Origin of the sequence: Xanthomonas sp. NCPPB 3569, assembly GCF_041475645.2 — a bacterium.
Lineage (GTDB): Bacteria > Pseudomonadota > Gammaproteobacteria > Xanthomonadales > Xanthomonadaceae > Xanthomonas > Xanthomonas phaseoli.
In genome coordinates this window covers 897407-918981 of sequence record NZ_CM192969.1, presented here as the reverse complement: position 1 = coordinate 918981, position 21575 = coordinate 897407, and the positions used below count along the sequence as shown (strand labels likewise).

General features: G+C 66.2%; 14 protein-coding genes. 4 read left to right on the top strand and 10 right to left on the bottom strand.

Translation table 11 applies throughout. The features are described 5' to 3' along the window. Positions 1-24: 24 nt before the first annotated feature. The 9 genes from ACCQ03_RS03815 to ACCQ03_RS03775 form a co-directional block, all read right to left on the bottom strand. Positions 25-1230, bottom strand: coding sequence for a D-alanyl-D-alanine carboxypeptidase family protein (locus ACCQ03_RS03815; protein ID WP_017155354.1), 1206 nt, complete (start codon positions 1228-1230; stop codon positions 25-27). A 500-nt stretch (positions 1231-1730) separates the two neighbouring features. Next, complete coding sequence (locus ACCQ03_RS03810) at positions 1731-3143, bottom strand: septal ring lytic transglycosylase RlpA family protein (protein ID WP_209225752.1); 1413 nt, start codon at positions 3141-3143, stop codon at positions 1731-1733. Next, the gene (gene mltB / locus ACCQ03_RS03805; RefSeq protein ID WP_057687025.1) at positions 3140-4288 is read right to left on the bottom strand and encodes a lytic murein transglycosylase B; all 1149 of its coding nucleotides are present in this window, start codon (positions 4286-4288) and stop codon (positions 3140-3142) included. The genes ACCQ03_RS03810 and mltB overlap by 4 nt, the downstream gene beginning before the upstream one ends. Before the next feature lie 734 nt (positions 4289-5022). After that, on the bottom strand, positions 5023-6420 hold the full coding sequence (locus ACCQ03_RS03800) for a glycoside hydrolase family 28 protein (protein WP_209225756.1): 1398 nt from the start codon (positions 6418-6420) through the stop codon (positions 5023-5025). Positions 6421-6728: 308 nt separating this feature from the next. Next, complete coding sequence (gene rodA / locus ACCQ03_RS03795; RefSeq protein WP_017155401.1) at positions 6729-7847, bottom strand: rod shape-determining protein RodA; 1119 nt, start codon at positions 7845-7847, stop codon at positions 6729-6731. Beyond that, on the bottom strand, positions 7844-9904 hold the full coding sequence (gene mrdA / locus ACCQ03_RS03790) for a penicillin-binding protein 2 (protein ID WP_057679950.1): 2061 nt from the start codon (positions 9902-9904) through the stop codon (positions 7844-7846). Before mrdA ends, rodA begins: the two co-directional genes overlap by 4 nt. Positions 9905-9907: 3 nt before the next feature. After that, positions 9908-10393 carry a rod shape-determining protein MreD gene (gene mreD, locus ACCQ03_RS03785; protein ID WP_005911183.1) on the bottom strand — a complete coding sequence of 162 codons (486 nt, stop codon included), beginning with the start codon at positions 10391-10393 and terminating at the stop codon, positions 9908-9910. After that, entirely contained in the window at positions 10390-11745 is a 1356-nt protein-coding gene (mreC, locus tag ACCQ03_RS03780; protein WP_057679951.1) for a rod shape-determining protein MreC, read from the bottom strand. Before mreC ends, mreD begins: the two co-directional genes overlap by 4 nt. Before the next feature lie 172 nt (positions 11746-11917). Continuing rightward, on the bottom strand, positions 11918-12964 hold the full coding sequence (locus ACCQ03_RS03775) for a rod shape-determining protein (RefSeq protein WP_003482734.1): 1047 nt from the start codon (positions 12962-12964) through the stop codon (positions 11918-11920). A 275-nt stretch (positions 12965-13239) separates the two neighbouring features. Here ACCQ03_RS03775 and ACCQ03_RS03770 point away from each other — a divergent pair, with 275 nt between their 5' ends. From ACCQ03_RS03770 to ACCQ03_RS03755, 4 genes are all read left to right on the top strand, one after another. Then, a complete protein-coding gene (locus ACCQ03_RS03770; protein ID WP_057678714.1) occupies positions 13240-14172 on the top strand; it encodes a carbohydrate kinase family protein in 933 nt (310 codons plus the stop codon). Positions 14173-14595: 423 nt separating this feature from the next. Next, on the top strand, positions 14596-15123 hold the full coding sequence (locus tag ACCQ03_RS03765) for a hypothetical protein (RefSeq protein ID WP_057678715.1): 528 nt from the start codon (positions 14596-14598) through the stop codon (positions 15121-15123). A 44-nt stretch (positions 15124-15167) separates the two neighbouring features. Continuing rightward, complete coding sequence (locus tag ACCQ03_RS03760) at positions 15168-16922, top strand: XVIPCD domain-containing protein (RefSeq protein WP_150145511.1); 1755 nt, start codon at positions 15168-15170, stop codon at positions 16920-16922. 175 nt (positions 16923-17097) lie between these two features. Beyond that, positions 17098-19083, top strand: coding sequence for a sigma-54-dependent Fis family transcriptional regulator (locus ACCQ03_RS03755; protein ID WP_209225758.1), 1986 nt, complete (start codon positions 17098-17100; stop codon positions 19081-19083). A 104-nt stretch (positions 19084-19187) separates the two neighbouring features. Here ACCQ03_RS03755 and ACCQ03_RS03750 read toward each other — a convergent pair whose 3' ends face one another. Then, the gene (locus ACCQ03_RS03750; protein ID WP_209225760.1) at positions 19188-21572 is read right to left on the bottom strand and encodes a TonB-dependent receptor; all 2385 of its coding nucleotides are present in this window, start codon (positions 21570-21572) and stop codon (positions 19188-19190) included. Positions 21573-21575: the final 3 nt, after the last annotated feature.

The following is a 21575-nucleotide window of genomic DNA, read 5'->3' as shown; positions in this document are numbered from 1 at the left end:
GCTTTCGCCGGCTTTTTCGTTGGATCACTCCGATTCCCACCACATCCAGAACGCGTCCCAGAGGCGCTTGAAGAATCCGCCCTCTTCGACGGCGTTGATGGCGACCAGCGGGGCCTGCGCGATGACTTTGCCGTCCAGGCTGACCTTCACGGTGCCGACCTGTTGGCCCTGCTTGATCGGTGCCTGCAGGTTCTTGGGCACTTCCATGCTGGGCTTGAGATCGTTGTAGCGGCCGCGCTGCAGGCTGACCAGCAGCGGCTGTGCCACGCCGAGCTGCACTTCGTCCTGCTGGCCCTTCCAGACCTTCTGCTTGGTGACGACCTTGCCGGGCGCGTACAGGCTGTGGGTTTCGAAGAAGCGGAAGCCCCAGTTGAGCAGCGCCAGGCTATCGGTGGCGCGCTGTTCTTCGGAGCTGTCGCCCATGACCACGGCGATCAGGCGCTGATCGCCGCGCTTGGCCGAGCTCAGCAGGCAGTAGCCGGCTTCGGAGGTGTGACCGGTCTTGATGCCGTCCACCGCCGGATCGCGCCACAGCAGCCGGTTACGGTTGCTCTGCTTGATGCTGCCGACCTGGAATTCCTTGATCTTGTTATAGGCGTAGGTCTCCGGGTAATCGCGCACCATCGCGCGGCCCAGCAGGGCCAGGTCGTAGGCGGTGGAGTGATGCCCTTCGGCGCTCAGTCCGTGCGCGTTGACGAAGTACGAATCCTTCATGCCGATCTTGGCGGCGTAGCTGTTCATCAGCGAGGCGAAGGCTTCTTCGCTGCCGGCCACGTGCTCGGCCAGCGCGATGGCGGCATCGTTGCCGGACTGGATCGCCATGCCCTTTTCCATGTCTTCCAGGCGCGCGGTCTGGTTGACCGGGAAGCCGCTGTAGCTGCCGTCGGTGCCGGCGCCGCCTTCGCGCCAGGCGCGTTCGCTCATCATGACCTGATCGTCGCGCTTGACCTTGCCGTTCTTGATCTCGGCGGCGACCACGTAGGAGGTCATCACCTTGGTGATGCTGGCCGGCGCCAGTTGCTGGTGGATGTTCTCACCGGCCAGCACCTGCCCGGTGGCGTAGTCCATCAGGATCCAGGACTTGGACACGGCCGGGGCGGGCGCCGGCGGCACCGGCAAGGCGGCCGGGGCGGCAGCCACGGCAGGAGTCGGCTGCGGCGCAGGTGTCTGGGCGCAGACCAGGCCGAAGGCGAACGTGGCCACGGCAGCGGCGGCGAAGCGGAATTTCATTGAAGAACGACTCCTGACGGGCCCGAAAGCTGGGCAATGCGAAATTGTAAGGCGCCACGGCGATCAGGGCGACGCGTTGCAAGATGCGAGCGCTTGCACAGTTCAGCGATGGCGCCATGCGCGTGGCGCCTGCGGAGCGCTGCCGGAGGCGCCACGCACAGCTTCGGCGTCGCTTGGAGCGACCTTGGAACAGGCGACTGTGGCGCTGAGCGGTTTGCTGGATGCAACAGCGATGGGTCTCGAAATGCACGAGGGGCGTACCAATTCCGGCCGTGCCCGCGCCCGCACTGTGGAGAGGCAATGTCTGCCAACCAATCTGGCGCGTCCCAGCTGTTCCATGACGGCCGGCGCAGCAAGCGCGAGCGCCTGCTGCGTCGTGGCTGATGGGCCAACGCAGTCACCGGCGCGCTGGCGTTCAAGCAAGGTGACCTAGCTGGCGCGCCAGTGACGCATGCGCTCGCGCGCGTCATTGGCTGACGCAGTCACCGACTCGCCCGGCGCTAATTGGCCACGATCTGCGGGCGACCGAAGCCAAGACCGGCGATGCGCTGGGCAATCTCCGAGGCATTTGCGTGGTCGCGTGCATTCACGCGTAGCCGCCACAGCGTGCGCCCGCCACTGACGATGTCGCTGACGCTGGCGCCGGCAATCCCCGCCGAGGCCAGTTGCGACAGTGCGCGATTGGCGTTTTCGCGGCTGGCGAAACTGGCGACCTGCAGCAGGATGTCGCCGAGCGCAGCTTCGGCCGCGCTGGGTGCCTTGGCGGGCGCTGGCTCGGCCTTGAGCGGGCGCGAGGCAGTGGTTTCGGAAGGCTTGACCGCCGCAACCGCCACGGGCGGCGCCGCGGCGGGTACGACGGCAGACGCTGACGCGGCCGGGCGCGGGGCCGCAGCAGCCGGCTTGCCTGTTGCCACGCGCACGCCCTGCGCCTTCATCCAGGCATCGAAGTTGTCGGCATTGCCAGGCTGGCGCGAATCGGCGACGCGATAGCGCCAACGCTCGCCGGCCGCAATGACCGGCGCACCGGCAGTGGATGCAGCGGCAGGTGTGGCAATCGCAGTGCCGGCAGCGGTCGCGGCGGCACGCGGCGGCACGGTGCGGGTAGGCAGACGCTGCACCAGGCCATCGATCTGACTGGCGCTGGCGGCCGGCCGCGCCGTGGCAACGGCGGTATTCACCGCTGCCTGGCCACTGCGGCGCTTGGCGAGCAGGTTGCCGTTGTCGGCTTCGGTCAGGCCGCGGACTTCGACATTGCCGGTGCCCTTGCCGGTGATGCCCAACTTCACCGCAGCAGCGTAGCTCAGATCGATCACACGGCCGTCGTGGAATGGGCCGCGGTCGTTGACGCGTACCACCACCGACTGGCCGGTGTCGGTGTTGGTGACTAGCGCAAAGCTGGGCAGCGGCAAGGTCTTGTGCGCGGCGGTGAAGGCGTACATGTCGTAGACCTCCTTGTTGGAGGTCAGCCGGCCATGGAACTTGTTGCCGTAGTATGAGGCGGTGCCGCGTTCGACATAGTCGCCGGGGTTGTCCATCACCACGTAGCGCTTGCCCAGCACTTCGTAAGGCGAACGATTGCCCACCGCCGAGCGCGGCTCGTTGGTGACCAGCGGCTCGGGGATGCAGGCCACATTGGGCACATGATCGGGCGTGGAGTCTTTCACGCCTGGCTTGTACAAGCCGCCAGCGGTGTAGTCGCCACGCGTGGACGGGTCTTCCTTGGCGGGCGCATACGGCGAGGTGGACGGGCAGCCGGTGGCGACATACGCCGGACCCTTGCCTTCGACCTTCACACCCTTGATCGCGCCGCTGCCGGTGCCGCCGGCAGTCTTCTTCGGTGCACTGCTACAGGCCGCCAGGCCGAGCATCAGCGCCATCGAGATCAGCCACTTGGGGCCTGCAATGCTGTTCATGCCGGGGGTAACTCCTTGCCGGCGATGGCCTCGGACAGCTGGAACACGGCCATCGCATACATCTTGGAAATGTTGTACCGGGTGATCGCGTAGAAGTTCTGGAAGCCCAGCCAGTACTGCTTGCCGTTGGCGTCATCCAGGCTGATCGGAGTGGCGGTGCTGCCGGCCACCACCGGTGCGCTCGGGTGATAGCCGCGTGCCGACAGGTCGGACAGCGTGTACACCGGCGACCAGTCGGCCGGGTTGAATTCTTCGTGCCCGGCGGCCAGCGTGGCCGGGACCGCGACCTGCCCGCCGCGCACCCAGCCGCCCTTCTTGACGAAGTAGTTGGCGATCGAGGCGAACACGTCGTTGTAGTCGGTGAACAGATTGCGCTTGCCGTCGGCATCGCCATCCACGCCGAACTGGCGATAGCTGGACGGCATGAACTGGCCCATGCCCATCGCACCGGCATAGCTGCCGATCAGGGTGGTGACGTCGAGTTGCTCTTCCTTGCCGAGCGCGAACAGCTGGCCGAGCTCATCGCGGAAAAACAGTTCGCGGCGCACTTCGCGTTCGAGCTTGGCCGGGTCGCCGCTGCGCGGATAGCGGAACGCCAGCGTGTACAGCGCGTCCAGCACGCGGTATTTGCCGGCGTTGCTGCCGTAGCTGGTTTCCACGCCGATGATGGCCACGATCACCTGCGCCGGCACGCCGGTGGCAGCCTCCACCTTGCTCAGCTCGGCGCGGTGTTCGGCCAGGAACTTGCGGCCGCCATCAATGCGCGCCTGGGTGATGAACATCGGCCGGTACTCGTTCCACGGCTTGACCCGTTCTGCCGGGCGCGACATCGCCGTGACAATGGCGTCCTTGAACTGCGCCTGCGCCAGGGTCGCTTCGATCTGCGCGGCATCGATGCCGTACCTGGCCGAGGTGTCGCGCACGAAGTTGGCGCGGGCGATCTCGAACGGCACCGGGGCCAGGTCCACTGGCGGAAGCGCGGGCGCCTCGGCGGCAGCGCTGGCCGGCGTGGCTGACGCGACTGGCGCAATCGGCGGCTTGGCCGGCGGCGCGCTGGCAGCCGGTGGCGGGGGCGGAGGGCTGGGCTGGGTCGCGCAGGCGACAAGGCCGAGGGTGAGCAGGCAGGTCAGGGTGCGTCGAATCATCGGCCGAGGGTAACAGACATCAGATGAACTTCTGGCAATAAGGCCATGAAACGCAAAGACTTTGGATCAAGTCAAGGGGTGTTGCAGCAAATTCGGGATTCGGGATTCGGGATTCGGGATTCGGGATTCGGGATTCGGGATTCGGGATTCGGGAATGGGGAATGGGGAATGGGGAATGGGGAATGGGGAATGGGGAATGGGGAATGGGGAATGGGGAATGGGGAATGGGGAATGGGGAATGGGGAATGGGGAATGGGAAGTGGGAAGTGGGGAGTGGGGAGTGGGGAGTGGGGAGTGGGGAGTGGGGAGTGGGGAGTGGGGAGTGGGGAGTGGGGAGTGGGGAGTGGGGAGTGGGATGAGTCGAGGATAGAAACGGAGTTTTACGTTTACGGTTGAGGCTGCACCCAGCGTCAGACTTGGGAAGTTGCTGTGGGCCATGGCCAAGACCGGGTCGTATGGTTTGGCTTAGGCCGATGCCGGGCCGTGCGATTGGCTCTGGCTGGATGATGGGCAGAACCTGGAACGGCAACTCGTCAGCGCGGTCGTCGCCTGCGCTCGTCTAGTTCAGGCAGCGACGGCTCGTCTCACGCACGCTAATCGTGCAGCTGCAGGGCAGCTGCGCATGCGGGGTGGATTGGCGGAAGACGCGTTCGCAACTGCGCCACCTCGGCGGGTGCAGCGCTGCGCGGTAGCCGCCGGTCGGACGCGGCCGTTGGAGGGCCGCGCCGGGTGTCTCACAGTGCCGGGAAGCGGGGAGCGCCCGAGCAGGTGGGGATCGCGCCACTGACCTGTACCGGGCCGGTGGTGACTCCGGTGCCGGTCGGTGTCAGCGCGCTGTTGCTGAGCCCGATCTGCGCATTGCTGGCGGTCACCGTCACCGAGGTGCTTCCGATGGCCACATTGGCCAGCACCAGATCCTGCGGTGTCTGCGCATCGTAGCCGCGCAGGATCCATCCCTTGCCGCCGGCATCGTTGGCGCTGCGCAATCCATCCACGACGATGGCGCTGAAGGTCGGCGTGGTACCGCTGCTGCCGCTGGCATAGAACGGGTTGATCACCACCGGGCTGGTCACCCCGTACAGGCAGGTGTTGCGATAAGTCACCTGGCTGACCGGCCCGCCCTTGACGATGCTGGTCTTGATGCGCAGGCCATTGTTGTCGGTGCTGCGGTTACCTGCATCGTCGGTGGACACCAGCGCATTGTTGTCCACCAGCACGTTGCTGACGCCGGACATCACTTCGCTGCCGATCGAGATGCCATGCGTGCCATAGCAGCGGCTGTTGCGCACGGTGATGTTGGCCGACCTGGAGGCAATGGTCTTGATCGCCACGCAGTCGTCGCCGCCCATCACGTCGCTGTCGTGGATGGTGGCGTTGACCACGCTGTCCAGATCCAGGCCGTCGGTATTGGGGCTGCTGGCGGGCGATTTGACCCGCACGCCCCAGACGGTGAGGCCATTGACGATATGCGAGAAGAAATGGAAGTACGCCGCATTGATCAGGTTGACGTCGTAGAGCGTGAACTCGCTGGAATTCTGCACCTTGATCAGGTCCGGGCTGTTCTGCACTTGGTTGGCCTTTTTGGCGTTTTCGCCGAACTCCCACCAGGTGGTGCTCTTGCCCAGCATGGTCTGATCGCCGCGCCCATCGATGGTGCCCTGCCGCCCGCCGGTGCGGATGCCCATCACGCCTGCATTGCTGCCCTTGACGCTGATCAACGGCAGGCAAGCCCCGCTCTTGGAACCGGCAGTGCCGCAACCGCTACCGTAGTCGGCCGGGTTGCGCGAGCCGTATAAGGTGACGCCCTGGTCGATGACCAGGGTGACGTTGGCCGGGATGGACAACGGCCCGGTCAGAAACGCGTTGCCTCTGCCGCTGGTCAACAGCACGCTTCCGTTCTTGCAGGCGTTGAGCGCGGCCTGGATGGCCTTGGTATCAGGGGGCGCGCTTTCCAGCGCGGCGTCGAATTGCCGCCCGGCCGGCGTCTGGCTGGCCTTCAAGGACGGCTGGCAAGTGGCGGGAATCGCCGGTTGCGCGACCGCGCGCGTATCGCCGGTAGCAAACGTAACGGCGCCGGCTTGCGCACAGAGCGATAAACAGACACCGCCGATGGCGGCGGTTAGCAGTTTCATGGAAGAGATCACCCGAAAAAGGAATGGCACGCGCTTGTTCAGGCGACTCGGTGCAGACGCCAACGCTGCAATGGAGTGGCTGACTCTACGGAGCACTGTCCGTGCATGCAGAGCGCACGCGAACCCGGCGCCACACGAACGAAGCAAGCCTACGCCGGTGTATCGGCGTTGCAAGGAGCTACAACGCTCGACGATTTGTTCAGATTGGATCGCTTGCGCTTGGCTCCCCAAATAAGCGCTGCCAATCAGTTCCAGTTGCCGTCTCCGCACCTACCGCCTTATGCGTTGACCCACGCAATCGGCACGCCTCAGTAACCATGCACCGGGCGATGCGACTTCACCGCCATCACCAGCCCCAGACCGGCCAGCAACGACACCGCCGAGGTGCCGCCGTAGCTCATCAGCGGCATCGGCACGCCCACCACCGGTAGCAGGCCGGAAATCATGCCGCCGTTGACCAGCACGTAGACGAAGAACGCCAGGCCGGTGGCGCCGGCAACCAGGCGCGAATAAGTGTCGCGCGCCTGCGAGGCGATCCACAGGCAGCGGCCGATGACGATCAGGTACAAGGTCAGCACGGTGGCGACGCCGATCCAGCCGAATTCTTCGCTGAGCACCGAGAACGCAAAGTCGGTGGTCTGTTCGGGAATGAAGTTCAGGTGCGATTGCGAGCCCAGGCCCCAGCCCTTGCCGTTCAACCCGCCCGAGCCAATCGCGATCTTGGACTGGATGATGTTCCAGCCCGCGCCAAGCGCGTCGTTCTCGGGGTTGAGGAACATCATGATGCGGTCCTTCTGGTACGGCCGCAGCAGCCAGAACCACGCCACCGGCGCAGCCGCAGACACACCGCCCACACCCACGGCCACCCACCACCACGGCAGGCCGGCCAGCAGCAGCACGAACACGCCGCTGGCAGCAATCAACACACCGGTGCCGAAGTCCGGCTGCAGCATGATCAACGCGGTGGGTACGCCGATAATCACGCCGGTCACCAGCACGGTGGAAATGCGCGGCGGCAGCGGCATGCGGTGCAGATACCAGGCCGCCATCATCGGCAAGCTGATCTTGAGCAGCTCGGCCGGCTGCAGGTAGAACACTTTCAGGTCCAGCCACTGCCGGCCGTACTTACCGGTGCCCAGCGCGAAGACCGCCAGCAGCGGCAGCATCGACAAGCCGTACACCCACGGCGTCCAGGCGCGCAGGCGCAGCACCGACATGCGCGAAATACCCCACATCGCCGCCGCCCCGATGATGAAGCGGATGCCCTGCGCCAGCATCAGATGCTCGCCATTGGCAGTGCCGCCGGCGCTCTTGAGCACCGACAGGCCGATGGCCATCAGCCCCCCCAGCGCCAGGCACAGCACCCAGTCCAGGCTGCGCGTAAAGCGCGCGGCCATGTCCACCAACCAGCGCAGGATGTCGCTCAATGGTCGGTCTCCTGCACCGCGTCCGGCACATCCGGCACGACCGGTTGCGCGGGGGTGTTGGGGTCCAGCGCAACGGCGCTGTGGCCGATCACCACCGGCAGTTCGTCCAGCGTGGCAGCGGCCGCGTCGCCGGCTGCGCGCGCGTCGGTGACGCCGGCTTCGAACTGGTTGACACCTACGGCGGTCATGCCGAGCTCGCTGTCCAGCGGCTCCAGACCGGCGGGCATCTTGCCCAGCAGCCAGGCATCGAAGATCTTGCGTGCGATCGGCGCTGCCGAGCTGGTGCCGAAACCGCCGCCTTCCACCGCCACCGCCACCGCGATGACTGGATTGTCGGCCGGCGCGAAACCGACGAACAGGCCGCGGTGACGCAGGTGCAACGGCAGGCTGCGCGGGTCCACCGCCGCCACGCCCTTGCGGCTGACCACCTGCGCGGTGCCGGTCTTGCCGGCCATCTGGTACGGCGCACCCGGGGTGATCGCATAGCCGGTACCGCCGGGCCGCATGGTGTCCATCATGCCCTCGCGTACCACCTGCAGATGCGCCGGGCTCTGGCTGATCGGCTTGCCGGGCGGCTGGATCATCGGCTCCCAGGGATGATCGAAACCGGTACGCTCTTCCAGCACCAGGTGCGGGCGCAGCAGCAAACCGCTGGCGATCGCCGAGACGCCGCGCACCAGCTGCAGCGGCGTGACCTTCCAGTCGCCCTGGCCGATGGCGATGTTGACGGTGTCGCCCGGATACCAGCGCTCCTTGCGCGTCTTGTACTTGTAGGCCGGCGACGGCAGGATGCCGCCGATTTCTCCCAGCAGGTCCACCCCGGTGGGCTGGCCGAAGCCGTATTCGCCCATGTAGTGGTCGAAGCGCTCGATGCCCATGTCCACCGCCAGGCGGTAGTAATAGGTGTTGACCGATTGGGCGATCGACTTGCGCAGGTCGGTCCAGCCGTGGCCGCCGCGGTGCGAGTCGCCCCAGCCGCGGCTGACGCCGGGAAGATAGAACATGCCGGTAGACAGCACCCGGTCTTCCGGCCGGCGCAGGCCGCTATCCAGGCCGGCCAACGCGATCAGCGGCTTGAGCGTGGACCCTGGCGCCACCCCGCCGAGCACCAGCCGGTTGAACTGCGGCCGCGACGGGTTGTCGTTGAGCATCTTGAAATCGGTATGCGAGATGCCGTTGACGAACAGGTTGGGGTCGTAGCTGGGCAGGCTGACCATGCCCAGGATCTCGCCGGTGCGCGGGTCCATCGCGATCGCCGCCCCTTCGTGCTCGCCAAAGGCGGCCACCATCGCGCGCTGCAGGTCGGCGTCTACCGACAGCCGCAGATCCGCACCGGACTGCGGCGCGACCCGGCCGACGGTGCGGATGGCACGGCCCTGGACATTGGTTTCGACCTGCTCGTAACCGACTTGCCCGCGCAGATCCTGCTCGTAGTAGCGCTCCAGTCCGGATTTGCCCATGTGGGTGAGCGCAGCATTGCCCTCGCCCAGCACCGCCAGGTCTTTTTCGTCGATGCGGCCCACATAGCCGATGATGTGCGCGAACAACGGCCCGTAGGGATAACGCCGGGTCAGGTACGGCTCCAGCTCCACGCCGGGAAAGCGCCAGCGCTCCACCGCGAACCGTGCCATTTCTTCATCGCTCATGCGCAGCTTGAGCGTCACCGGCAGGAAGCTGCGGCGCGCGCGGCGCTCGCGGTTGAAGCGCTCCAGATCCTCCGGCGCGATCGGGATCACCTTGCCCAGCGCGTCCAGCATGGCGTTCATGTCGGCGACCTTGTCGGGGGTCACGTCCAGACGAAACGCCGGCACGTTTTCGGCCAGCAGCCGGCCGGTGCGGTCGTAGATCATGCCGCGCCCGGGCACCACCGGTTTGGGCTTGATGCGGTTGGCCTCCGAGCGCGTGGCGTAGACCTCGTGGTCGAGCACCTGCAATTTGAAATACCAGCCGCCCAGGCCCACCAGGCAGATCACCACCATCGCAAAGCCCAGCACCGCGCGGCGGCGGAACTGTTCGGCCTCCGCATGCGGATTCTTGGGATGACGGCGCCCGTGCATGGCTTACTTTTTGCCCCGCTTGCCCAGCCGCACCGCATCCAGCACCACGAACAACGGCGGCCACAGCGCCATGCCCAGCAGCGGCGCCCACCAGTAGCTCCAGGGCAGGGTCGGCTCGCCTACGGCCAGGTGCACCGCCGAAGACACGATGCGGTCGTTGAGCAATAGCCCACCAATGGCCAGCGCCTGCTGCGAGACCGGGAAAAAACGCATGCGCGCGCGGAAGCGCTGCAGGATGAAGGTCATGATCACCAGCCGCAGCGCCTGTTCGCCGAGCAGCCCGCCATACAGCAGGTCGGCCAGCACGCCGGCCACGAAGGCCAGGCCCAGCCCGACCCGGTCCGGCTCCTCGATCACCCAGTACGCCAGCACCAACGCCAGCCAGTAAGGCCGCAGCGGCTGCACCACCATCGGCAACGGCAGCAGGCCCAGGACCAGCGCAATGAAGATGCTCGCTGGCAGGATCCAGGTGTTGCGCATGCGGGTCATTGGTCCGTCTCCTGCGGAGCCGGACGGGAATCGGGAATCGGGAGTCGGGAATCGGCAGGAGCGGTGCTCCGCGACGGTGAGGCGTTGCGGTTACCTGTTCCCGATTGTTCATTTACCGCCGCCCGCGAGCCCTGCGTTGACGCCGGGCGGGAATCGGAAGTCTGGGGTCGGGAATCGTTAGAGGCAGCGCCACGCGTCGGTGCGGTAGTTGGCGCCCGACCCGCTGGCGCTGGCGCGCTGCTGCCGTTCCTAGTTCCCGAGTCGCCGGTCCCTACCCCTGCTGGCTGCGCGCCTGAGGCGCCGGACGCGGCAGGTGCCGGCGTCGGTTGCGAGCGGGGTGCGGTCCCGATGCCCGCTGTCGTACGGGCCGGATCGACCACTGCGTTGGAGCCATCGGCCGCCGGAGTGCGCGGTGTCGCGGTCACCGGCGCATTCACTGACGCAGCGGCGTTGCCGTTGCCGTTGCCATTCCCCATTCCCGATTCCCCATTCTCGGCCCCGGGCACGACGCGCAACGGCTTTCCGGCACGCAGCAGCAACACATCGCGGCCACGATCGAGCTTGGCGGCCGGGGTCAGTTCGCCGACCAGGAAGGCGTGGGTATCGTCGGGATGCAATTCGGAGACCTTGCCGACCGGGAAGCCGGCCGGGAAGCGGCCACCCAGGCCCGAGGTGACGATTTCATCGCCCACCTGCACGCCGGCACTGAGCGGGATGTCGCGCAGTTCCAGGCGGTCGCCGCGCCCGTAGACGATCAGCCGCACGCCATTGCGCGCCACGCTGACCGGCACCGCGTGGTCGGGGTCGGTGAGCAGCAACACGGTGGAATGCAGCGGAGTGACTTCGATCACCTGCCCCATCAGGCCGCCAGCGTCGATCACCGCCTGGCCCAGCACCACCCCTTCGCGGCTGCCGGCGTCCAGCAGCAGGCGTTGGCGCGTCGGATCCAGATCGATGTTCAGGATTGGCGCCAGTTGCACATCCAGGCCGCGGCGCTCGGCCACGTTGAGCAGTTCGCGCAGTTGCGCGTTGTCCAGGGCCGCAGTCTGCAACCGGGTCAGGCGCGCATTGGCGACCAACAGCTGATTGCGCAGATCCCGGGTCTCTTCCACCAGTTGCGCATGCGTTGCGGCGTTGTCGCGCACCTGCGAGCCGATGCGTCCCGGCAGCCCGGCCACCGCCCAGATCGGCTGGATCAACAGATTGGCCTGCATGCGGACCTGGCTCAGCCAACCACCGCGGCTATCGAGCGCGATCAGCACCACCGCCAGCACCAGATAGACCAGCAGCCGCAGCGTGGAGGTGACTTCGCCCGGACGGGAGGCGACGGGAGGACCGGCGTAGGAGGGCACTGTCAGGGCCGGGAATGGGGAATCGAGAATGGGGAATCGGGAAGCAGTCGGCTGTCCCCGAGACGATTGAGGCGAAAACTCACAGGGGCGGGATCGCGTCGCAACCGCTCAGGGCCGTAGGCGGGGAATGCCTTCATGATTCCCCATTCCCGATTCCCCATTCCCAGCTCCATTACTCCGGCGCGAAGAACTCATTGCCATGCATGTCCACCAACTCCAGCGCACGGCCGCCGCCGCGGGCCACGCAGGTGAGCGGGTCGTCGGCCACCTGCACGTGCAGGCCGGTTTCTTCGGAGATCAGGCGGTCCAGGTCGCGCAGCAGCGCGCCGCCACCGGTGAGCACGATGCCGCGCTCGGCGACGTCGGCGCACAGTTCCGGCGGGGTCTGCTCCAGCGCCAGCTTCACTGCCGAGACGATGCCCGACAACGGCTCGTGCAGCGCTTCGAGCACTTCGTTGGAGTTGATCTTGATCATCTTCGGCACGCCCTCGGCGAGGTTACGGCCGGAGATTTCCATCTCCTGCACCTCGTCCTGCGGGTAGGCGCAGCCGATCTGCAGCTTGATGCGCTCGGCCGTGGCTTCACCGATCAGCATGCCGTGGTTACGCCGCACGTAGTTGGTGATCGACTCGTCGAAACGGTCGCCACCCACACGCACCGACTGCGAATACACGATGCCGTTGAGCGAGATCACCGCCACTTCGGTGGTGCCGCCGCCGATGTCGATGACCATCGAACCGCGCGCCTCGGTCACCGGCATGCCGGCGCCGATCGCTGCCGCCATCGGCTCTTCGATCAGGTAGACATCGCGCGCACCGGCCTCTTCCGCGGATTCCTTGATGGCGCGGCGCTCGACCTGCGTGGAGCCAGCCGGCACGCACACCAGCACGCGCGGGCTGGGGCGCAGGAAGCGCGATTTATGCACCTTCTTGATGAAGTGCTTCAGCATCGCCTCGGTGTAGGTGAAGTCGGCGATGACGCCGTCCTTCATCGGACGGATGGTGGTGATGTGGCCGGGGGTACGGCCGAGCATCTGCTTGGCCTCCGCACCGACTGCAGCGACCGAGCGGGTGCCGCCGATTGCACGATCCTGACGCACCGCAACCACCGACGGCTCGTTCAGCACGATGCCCTGTCCGCGCACGTAGATCAGCGTATTGGCCGTGCCCAGATCGATGGACAGGTCGTTGGAGAACATGCCGCGGAGTTTCTTGAACATCGAGGGAGTCGTTCCTGGGTAAGTCGCGTGCCCGCCGCCAGACTGGCGAAATTTTGGGCAGAAAACGAAATCGGCTAGCCTAGCAATCCCCCCCGGGGTGAGCAAGGAAAAATCGGCGATTTCGCCCCCGTTTTCATGTGGCGGTCACGCCGGCCATGGCATGCGGTTCTGGCCCTGATCGGCCGCAGCCGTTACCCTTTGCGCCGCGGCGCACGCGCCGTCCCGCTGCCATGCCCGGCAATTGGCGGGTTTTCCCAACGCAAAGGCCCGACTCGATGTCCGCACTGATCTGTGGTTCCCTCGCCTACGACACCATCATGGTGTTTCCGGACCAGTTCAAGAACCACATCCTGCCGGACAAGGTGCACATCCTGAATGTGTCGTTCCTGGTGCCGCGCATGCGCCGCGAGTTCGGCGGCTGCGCCGGCAACATCGCCTACAACCTGCATCTGCTCGGTGGCGCGCCGATCCCGATGGGCACGGTCGGCCAGGATTTCGGCCCGTACCGCGAACACTTCGAAACGCTGGGCATCGACCTGTCGCGGGTGAAGATCATCGAGGACCTGTTCACCCCGCAGGCGTTCATTACCACCGACCACGACAACAACCAGATCACCGCCTTCCATCCGGGCGCGATGATGCGCAGCTACGAAAACCACGTGAAGGATGTGCCGGGCGTGAGCCTGGGCCTGGTCGGCCCGGACGGGCGCGAAGGCATGATCCAGAACGCGGAAGAGTTCGCTGCCGGCGGCATTCCTTTCATTTTCGACCCCGGCCAGGCAATGCCCTTGTTCAACGGCCCGGAGCTGCGCCAGTTCATCGAACAGGCGCAGTACGTGGTGGTCAACGACTACGAGTCGAACCTGTTGCAGGAGCGCACCGGCTGGGACGAAAAAGACATCGTCTCGCGCGTGCAGGCCTACATCACCACGCAGGGCCCGAAGGGCGCGCTGGTGCATACGCCGGAAAAAACCTACGACATTCCGCCGGCGCACGAGCGCCGCGTGGTGGATCCGACCGGCTGCGGCGATGCATTCCGCGCCGGGCTGATCTACGGCATCCAGGGCGGCTACGACTGGCTGACCATCGGCCGCATGGGCAACCTGATGGGGGCGCTGAAAGTGGAACACCCGGGCACCCAGAACCAGCGCTTCGACTTCGCCGAGTTCAACGACCAGTTCAAGCAGCAGTTCGGCTACGCGTTGTAACGCCGACCGGGCGCCCTGCTTCGCTTGCCGAGGCGCTGACGAGGGAATAGGCTCGTCGGGTTCGCGTCAATGGAGGATGCCATGGGAAATGTGTGTGTTCCGTCCAGCGGAAACCTGACCCAGGCGAACAACGCTGTCCGCCTTTGCCTGGCGCTGTGCATCGCCACCTTGTGCGGATGCGGCAACGCCGGGCAGCCATCTTCCCCCGCTGCTTCAATCCCCACCGAGATCGGGCACGCTGGCGCCATCCCTTCGCCCGCTGCGCCCGCGAACACCACGACTGCGCCACAGCTGCCTTCGCCAGGCCACTACGCCACAGAGCGCGGCTGGGGGCAGCTCACGATAGTGCCCGAGGCGCAAGATACCGCCAGCTTCTCGCTGGAAACGCTCAACGCCGATGCCAGTTGCAGCTTCAATGGCAAGTTGCGCGACACCCAGGCGGCGGTATACGACGGCGATCGTCCGGGCGCCTGCGCCCTGGAGATCGCCAAGGCTGGGGCAGGCGCCGCGATCCGCGCCGCGAGCGGCAGCGAAAACGCGTGTCGGGAGTATTGCGGCGGCAATGGCAGCTTCGAAGGCGATTACCTGCCGCTGGCGGCGACTTGCGAACCGACAGCCATGCAGCGCACGCGCAAAGCGTTCCAGTCGCTCTACGATCAAAAGGACTATGTGAAAGCAGAGACGACACTGGCGCCGCTTTACCGTAGTTGCCTGGCCACTTCCAGCTTCAGCGACGAAGGGGCGATTCGCAACGATTACGCCATCACCCAGCACAGGCTAGGCGACGATGCCCGGTGCCTGGAGGCACTGGCGCCCTACCGCGACGACGCCAGACGCAGCGATGAGGCCATCACCGACGGCATGAGCCCCGCGATCATCGACGATTACCTGGGGGTGATCCACGCTGCGCGCACCAACCTCAAACTCTGCGGCGACGGCGCGGCGGGCTAGCGCGGATCGCCATCGAAGGGTGCACAACGTTAAGGAGAACGGACATGGCAGACCCAAGTAACGGCACGACCACGACCAAGCCGCAATTAAGCGATACCGAACTGAAGACGCTGGCGTATTTCGCGATCGGCGTGTCGTCCGAGGGCAGCATCGGCCCCAAGAACGTGGCCTACCACCTGTCCTTCGCCGGCACCACCGCCAACGGCAAGATGACGCCGGTAGGGAACAGCGGCTTCACCATCGGCACGCTGCAGACCGACTTCGGCGCACACCCGGAGGTGGCCGCCGACCTGGTGTCCGCCTATCAGACCTGGGCCGCAAAGCAGACGCCGAGCCTGACGCTGTCGGAAAGCGAAAAGGCCCAGACCACCACCGACCTGCAACGCGACGGCAAGGCCATCAAGGCGGACAACAATCGCGCGCTGGACGAAACGGTGCGCGGCAACCTCGACAAGTTCCTGGCGTCCGATGACGGGGTGAGCTTCGTGCACGCTCATGACCGAACGCAGGTCGAGCGCCTGATGCGTCCAGGTGACGGCAACAAGGACCCGGGCGGCGCGCTGCACCAGCTGCAACAGACCGATCTCTACAAGAATGCCAGCCTCGACGACCAAGCCAAGTTCGCGACCGTGGTCATGAAGTTGGAGAACCAGGCGGGCAAGGGCCAGTACCCGAAGATCATCAATGGGATCAAGGACGGCAGCCTGACCAGCGTGGACGAGGTGGTCAGCAAGGTCGATGCGATGCTGCCGAACAAGGTCAAGGACGGCAAGGACATTCCCGACTACATCGAGACCGGGGTCCATCATGCGCTCGCCGGCACCGAGGTCTTCAACAAGCTGCGTGCAGCACAGCCAGGCAACCCGCTGCACGACGCATTCAATGCGGTTGCTGCCGATCCGCTGCGCAGCCCGATCGACTTGAAGAACGACACCGCGCATCCCGATGCGCGTCACCAGTACGACGCGATCAAGACCTTGTTCCTGCAAAACGGACAGGCGCAGAGGCTGATCGTTGCGCTAGATCAGGACACGTCCTTCGGCTACAACGTCAAGAACAAGAGCGGCAAGGTGTCTGCACAGTCGTCCAGCCTGTTCGGCGCGGACAACGAGTTCGCGGTCTTCGACGGCAACGGCCATGGCACGGCCTTCGTCGGCGGCAAGTGGAGCGCGGTGGAACGTGGCGACGTCAAGCGCGTCGGCAATGCCGATCAAAGCGTCGACTTGAAGGTGAGCAAGAACGGCACGACCGACACGTTGCTGCATGTGCCAACACCGGCGCAACTGCGCGAGCGGCGTGACGCGCAGGAAACACCGGTTCCTGCAAGCCCGGCGCCACAGCGTTTGGCACCAGCGAACCCCAACGATCCCGATCACCAGAACCACACCCTGCTCAACCAGATCCGCGATGGCGTCGGCAAGATCGACAAAGACATCGGCAAACCCTACGACGAGGCCAGCGAGCGATTGAGTCGAGCGGCCCTGGCCGCCTGCCGGGACAACCGCGGGCTGTCTGCGCACAACGACTTCCCGCTTGCGTCCAACGCGCTGGATCGCGCGGACGAGGTGACGTTGAGCAGCAAGGGTTACCTGGTCGTTGTGCAGGGCGACCCGCGCGATCCAGCGCACAAGCGCGCCGCGGTGAACGTTGAGCAGGCGCTCAACACTCCGGTGGAGCAATCGGACCAGAAGCTGCAGGCGGCAAACCTGGCGATCGGCAAGGAGCTGCAACAAGCCAGGCAAGCCGAGCTGGAACGCGGCATGGACGTGCCCAACCGCGGTGGTCCAGCAATGGCGTAGGACGGCAGGCGCATGCCGCAGCCGTGCTAAGCGGCGGTATTCGTCGCGCCACCTCGCTGCCGATCCGATTCAACGCATCTGCAATCCCGGCGTTTGCTGCACCGCGGTTTGAGCCGCGCCCCGGTTTATGCGTCACTGCCGCTCTGGCCCCGGGTAGGGACCGAGGAAGCGCCACGTGTCGGAAGTGACTGTCGCCAACCTCCTGCAGGCCACGGCCGGGCCCACGTCCGCTGCCGAGGCCGAGTCCGCGTTGCTGGCGCGGATGCGCCGCTTCCGCCAGATCGAACCGCTGCCGCCGGCGCTGGCGCGCTCGTGGCAGCGCTGCCTGGACGAGTATGGGCTGAGTCCGGATGCTGCCCCGTTGCCGATGGTCCACGACGGCAGCGGCCTGCGCGAGCGCCAGCAGCGGCTGGAAGAAGTGCTGCGCATCGCCAAGGTGGAGATGGAGAACCTCTACGAGCAGATCGCTGGCGGCGGCTACGCCGTGGTGTTCGCCGACGCCGAGGCGACCTTGCTGCACAGCGTGCAGGACCCGGCACTGTTGCGCGAATTCCGCCAGACCGGGTTGTTCTGCGGCGCCAGCTGGGCCGAGCGCTACCAGGGCACCAACGGGATCGGCACCTGCGCGGTAGAGCGCAGCGCGCTCGGCGTGCACCGCGGCGAGCATTACCTGGCACGGCACCTGCCGCTGTCGTGCAGCGGTGCGCCAATCCTCGACCCGCACGGGCAATTGCTGGCGGTGCTGGATGCGTCCACGCCGGACGCGCGCGACACCAAGCTGGTACAGCGCCACACCAGCGCGTTGGTGCGCATGTCGGCGGCACAGATCGCGCGTTCGTATTTCCTGGAGCAGTACCGGCATGCGTGGATCCTGCGCTTCCACAGCCGCCCGGAGTTCGCCGGCCTGCTGCACGAGGCGCTGATGGCGATCGACAACGACGGCTGCGTGCTGGCCGTCAACGAAGCGGCGCTGGAACAGCTCGGCAAGGGCGATCGCAGCCTGCTGGTCGGGCGCGACATCTCGCAGGTGATGCAGCTGGATTTCGACACCGTGGAGCAGCGTGCGCGCAATGCTGCCAGCACGCTCTGGTCGATCCGCTGTGCCTGCCACGGACGCCGCTTCTTCGCCCTGGCGCAGCCGCCGCGCCGCAACGTGGTTGCTGGCGGCGCGCACGCCACTCCCGCCGGCGAGGGCGAGGCGACTTACGCACGCGAACACGTCGGCTCCGATCCGCGCATGCGCCACAACCTGGACAACGCGCTGAAGCTGGTCGCGCATCGCGTGTCGATCCTGCTGTGCGGCGCCACCGGCACCGGCAAGGAGGAGTTCGCCAAGGCGGTTCACCGCGGCTCGCCCTGGGCGGCGCGGCCGTTCGTGGCGGTGAACTGTGCGGCGATCCCCGAGGCGCTGATCGAGAGCGAACTGTTCGGCTACGCGCGCGGCGCGTTCACCGATGCTGCGCGCGAAGGCCGCCACGGCAAGCTGCTGCAGGCCAGCGGCGGCACCTTATTCCTGGACGAGATCGGCGACATGCCGCTGCCGCTGCAGACGCGACTGCTGCGCGTGCTCGAAGAACAGAGCGTGACCCCGCTGGGCAGCGACCGGGCGATGCCGCTGGAACTGCACGTGATCAGCGCCAGCCACCGCGACCTGGCGCAGATGGTGGCCGCCGGCGAATTCCGCGAGGACCTGTACTACCGCCTCAACGGTGTGGTGCTGCACCTGCCGCCGCTACGCGAACGCAGCGACAAGGCCGAGCTGATCCGCACCCTGCTGCGCGAGGAAAACAGCGAGCGCAGCGTGCGCATCAGCGAAGATGCGCTGCACAAGCTGCTCAGCTACGCCTGGCCGGGTAACCTGCGCCAATTGCGCAATGTGCTGCGCACGGCGGCCGTGCTGTGCAGTGACGAGGTGATTCGCCTGCCGAATCTTCCACAGGAGATCGTCGACGCGGGCAGCGCACCTTGCCTGGTCGATGCGCGTGCGGTCGCGGCCGACGATATGCCCGGCCGCGTTGCATTGGATCAGGCCGAGCGGCTGGTGCTGCAGCAACAACTCGAACGCCACCGCTGGAATGTCAGCCGCACCGCCGACGCCCTGGGCATCAGCCGTAACACCCTGTATCGCAAGTTGCGCAAGCACGGGCTGGAGACCGGGTGAATCGGGAATGGGGAATGGGGAATGGGGAATCGTAGAGCGTCAGCGCACTGCTTTTATCCATTCCCGATTCCCGATTCCCGATTCCCCATTCCCGATTTCCCGCTTCAAAGCGCCCAGCGCAGGCCGATGAGGTACTGCCGGGGCACCCCCGGTGCGAGAAACCGGGCCGGGCCGGTTTCCACTGGCGCATCCTGCGGGCGTGCGAGTTCGCCGTCGGGGAACACGTCTTCGGCCACCGCGGCATAGGTGGCGTAATGGCGGTCGAAGAGGTTGTCGATCCGGGCGAACAGCGACACCCGTGCGTTGATGGTCCAGCGCGCCTGCAGGTCGACCAGGGCATAGCCGGCGGTGCCGATGTCGAGACGCTCGGGCGCGGCCTCGCCTTCTTCGGCATTGTCGACCTGGCCATCTTCGTTGCCGCTGGCCACCCGCCCGGAGACCGCACGCACGCCCACGCCCAGCGTCAGCGCATCGCGTTGCCACTCCATGCCGAGCTTGAGGTTGTGCCGCGGTAGCGCGGCGATCCGCAGTCCCGGCCGCAGCGCGATCACACGCTCGCCGGACAGCAATTGGCCATCGCTGCGGTAAGTGGCATCCAGGTAGCTGTAGCCGGCCGACCACTGCCAATCCCCGCTGCGCAGATGCAGCGCCGCATCCACGCCCTGATAACGCGTGCGGCCGACATTGTCGAAGTAACCCAACTGCGTGTCCGGTGCGCGCAAGAACAGAATGTCGTCGCGATTGTCGGCGCGGTAGACCGATAGCGTGGCATTGCGATCGGCCGATGGCGTCCAGCGCGCGCCCAGTTCGTAGGTGCGCGAGATGATCTGCTCCAGGCGTGGGTCGGCCTGCAGACCGGTCGGCAACCGACACGGCTGGGTGGGATCGGCGCAGCCCAATTCGATGGCGGTGGGCGCACGGCTGTTCTGCGCGACCGAGCCGTAGAGCGTCACCGCCGACGCGAGCCGATGGGTCAGACCCAGCGACGGGTTGGCTTTGGCATAAACGAAACGCTCGCGTGGGCGGTCGCCGTCGTCGGCGGTGGAAAGAATGTTGTCCACCACCACATGATTCCAGCGCACTGCGGCGGTGAGATGAGTGGCATCGTCCAGCGCCCAGGTGTCGGCGAGGAACACGCCCAATGTCTGCGTACTGCCGCGCACGCCGGAAAAGAACGCACGGTCGGTCGCGGGATCTGCAACGACCGAGCGGTCGGGCTGCACCCAGCCATCGCGGGCGAATTGCCGATAACGCACATGGCCACGATCGAAGGTGACGCCAGCGGTGAGCGCATGCGCGCCCCATTGCCTGCTCAGATTGAGCGCAACGCCTTGTGCTTGCTGACGCATCTGGGTGGTGTTGAGCGCGCCGGTGTGCAGCGTCTCGGCATCGGTGCGAGAAACATCGCAATCGGCATCCAGTGCGCTGCCATCGGCCGCGTAACCGGAGGCGCACTCTTCGACGAATTCCTCGTAGTCCTGGCCGATATCGCCATTGACGGTGTCGCGGCGCCCGGCGCGCGAGTAAGCGAGGGCGTGCACTGCGGTGTCTTCGTCGAAACGATGATCCAGCTGCGCGGTCAATAACGTGTTGCGATTGCGAGTGAGATCCGGCGAGGTGTACACCGAACGCCGATCGGCGCGGTACAGGCCCTGCTCCGGACCTTCGTCGGTGTAGCGTGTATCCGGCAGCAGACCATTGCCGATCAAACGGCTGCGCCCGTGCAGCAACGACAGGCTCCAATCGGTTTGCTCGCCTTGCTTACCGACCTTGCCGAACACGCTGCCAAGCCGGCCTTCGGAGGCCGCCCGCCAGCCGTTTTCATCGAAGCCGGTCACCGCAACAAAGCCGTGCCAGCCGGTGGCGCTGGCGACGCCGTAACTGGCATCCAGCCGCTTGCGCGCGCCGCTGCCGATGCTCGCTTCCCCCTGTAATCCGGGCGCGGTCAGCCCGGACGCGGTAGACAGCACCACCGCCCCGCCCAGCGTGTTCGGCCCGAACAACGGGTTGGAGCCGGGCATCAGCGTCACGGTGCTGATCGCCGCTTCGGGCAGCATGTCCCAGCTGACGATATCGGCGAACGGTTCGTTCAAGCGCACGCCATCCAGATACACCGACACCCCTTGCGAAGCACCCGGCAGCGCCGAGGCACGAAAGCCATGAAAGGTGAGATCGTTCTGGAACGCGCTGCCCTGCACGTCGTTGCCGTCCACGCCGACGAAGCGGCGCTGCAGCAGATCGCTCAGGTTGTTGCTGCGTCCACGCGAAAGCGCGGCGTTGCTTGCCGACTGCACCATGTACGGCAGTTGCGCCGCATCGATGGTGGTGCCGGGGATCGGCGTGGCGGTCACCTCGATACGGTCCAACCAGGTGACTTGCGGTGCATCCGCTGCAACGGCCAGGGCGCTGCGTGCAAGCAAGGCCACCGTACATGCGCCTGCCAGTACATGCCGGTGCGACGTCGCTATCCTGCCTCTGCCTGCTGCCATGTG

Excerpts from the sequence above, each read along its gene's own strand:
- ACCQ03_RS03815 (WP_017155354.1), bottom strand. The coding sequence starts at position 1,230 with ATGAAATTCCGCTTCGCCGCCGCTGCCGTGGCCACGTTCGCCTTCGGC.
- ACCQ03_RS03810 (WP_209225752.1), bottom strand. The coding sequence starts at position 3,143 with ATGAACAGCATTGCAGGCCCCAAGTGGCTGATCTCGATGGCGCTGATG.
- mltB (WP_057687025.1), bottom strand. The coding sequence starts at position 4,288 with ATGATTCGACGCACCCTGACCTGCCTGCTCACCCTCGGCCTTGTCGCC.
- ACCQ03_RS03800 (WP_209225756.1), bottom strand. The coding sequence starts at position 6,420 with ATGAAACTGCTAACCGCCGCCATCGGCGGTGTCTGTTTATCGCTCTGT.
- mrdA (WP_057679950.1), bottom strand. The coding sequence starts at position 9,904 with ATGCACGGGCGCCGTCATCCCAAGAATCCGCATGCGGAGGCCGAACAG.
- mreD (WP_005911183.1), bottom strand. The coding sequence starts at position 10,393 with ATGACCCGCATGCGCAACACCTGGATCCTGCCAGCGAGCATCTTCATT.
- ACCQ03_RS03775 (WP_003482734.1), bottom strand. The coding sequence starts at position 12,964 with ATGTTCAAGAAACTCCGCGGCATGTTCTCCAACGACCTGTCCATCGAT.
- ACCQ03_RS03770 (WP_057678714.1), top strand. The coding sequence starts at position 13,240 with ATGTCCGCACTGATCTGTGGTTCCCTCGCCTACGACACCATCATGGTG.
- ACCQ03_RS03760 (WP_150145511.1), top strand. The coding sequence starts at position 15,168 with ATGGCAGACCCAAGTAACGGCACGACCACGACCAAGCCGCAATTAAGC.
- ACCQ03_RS03750 (WP_209225760.1), bottom strand. The coding sequence starts at position 21,572 with ATGGCAGCAGGCAGAGGCAGGATAGCGACGTCGCACCGGCATGTACTG.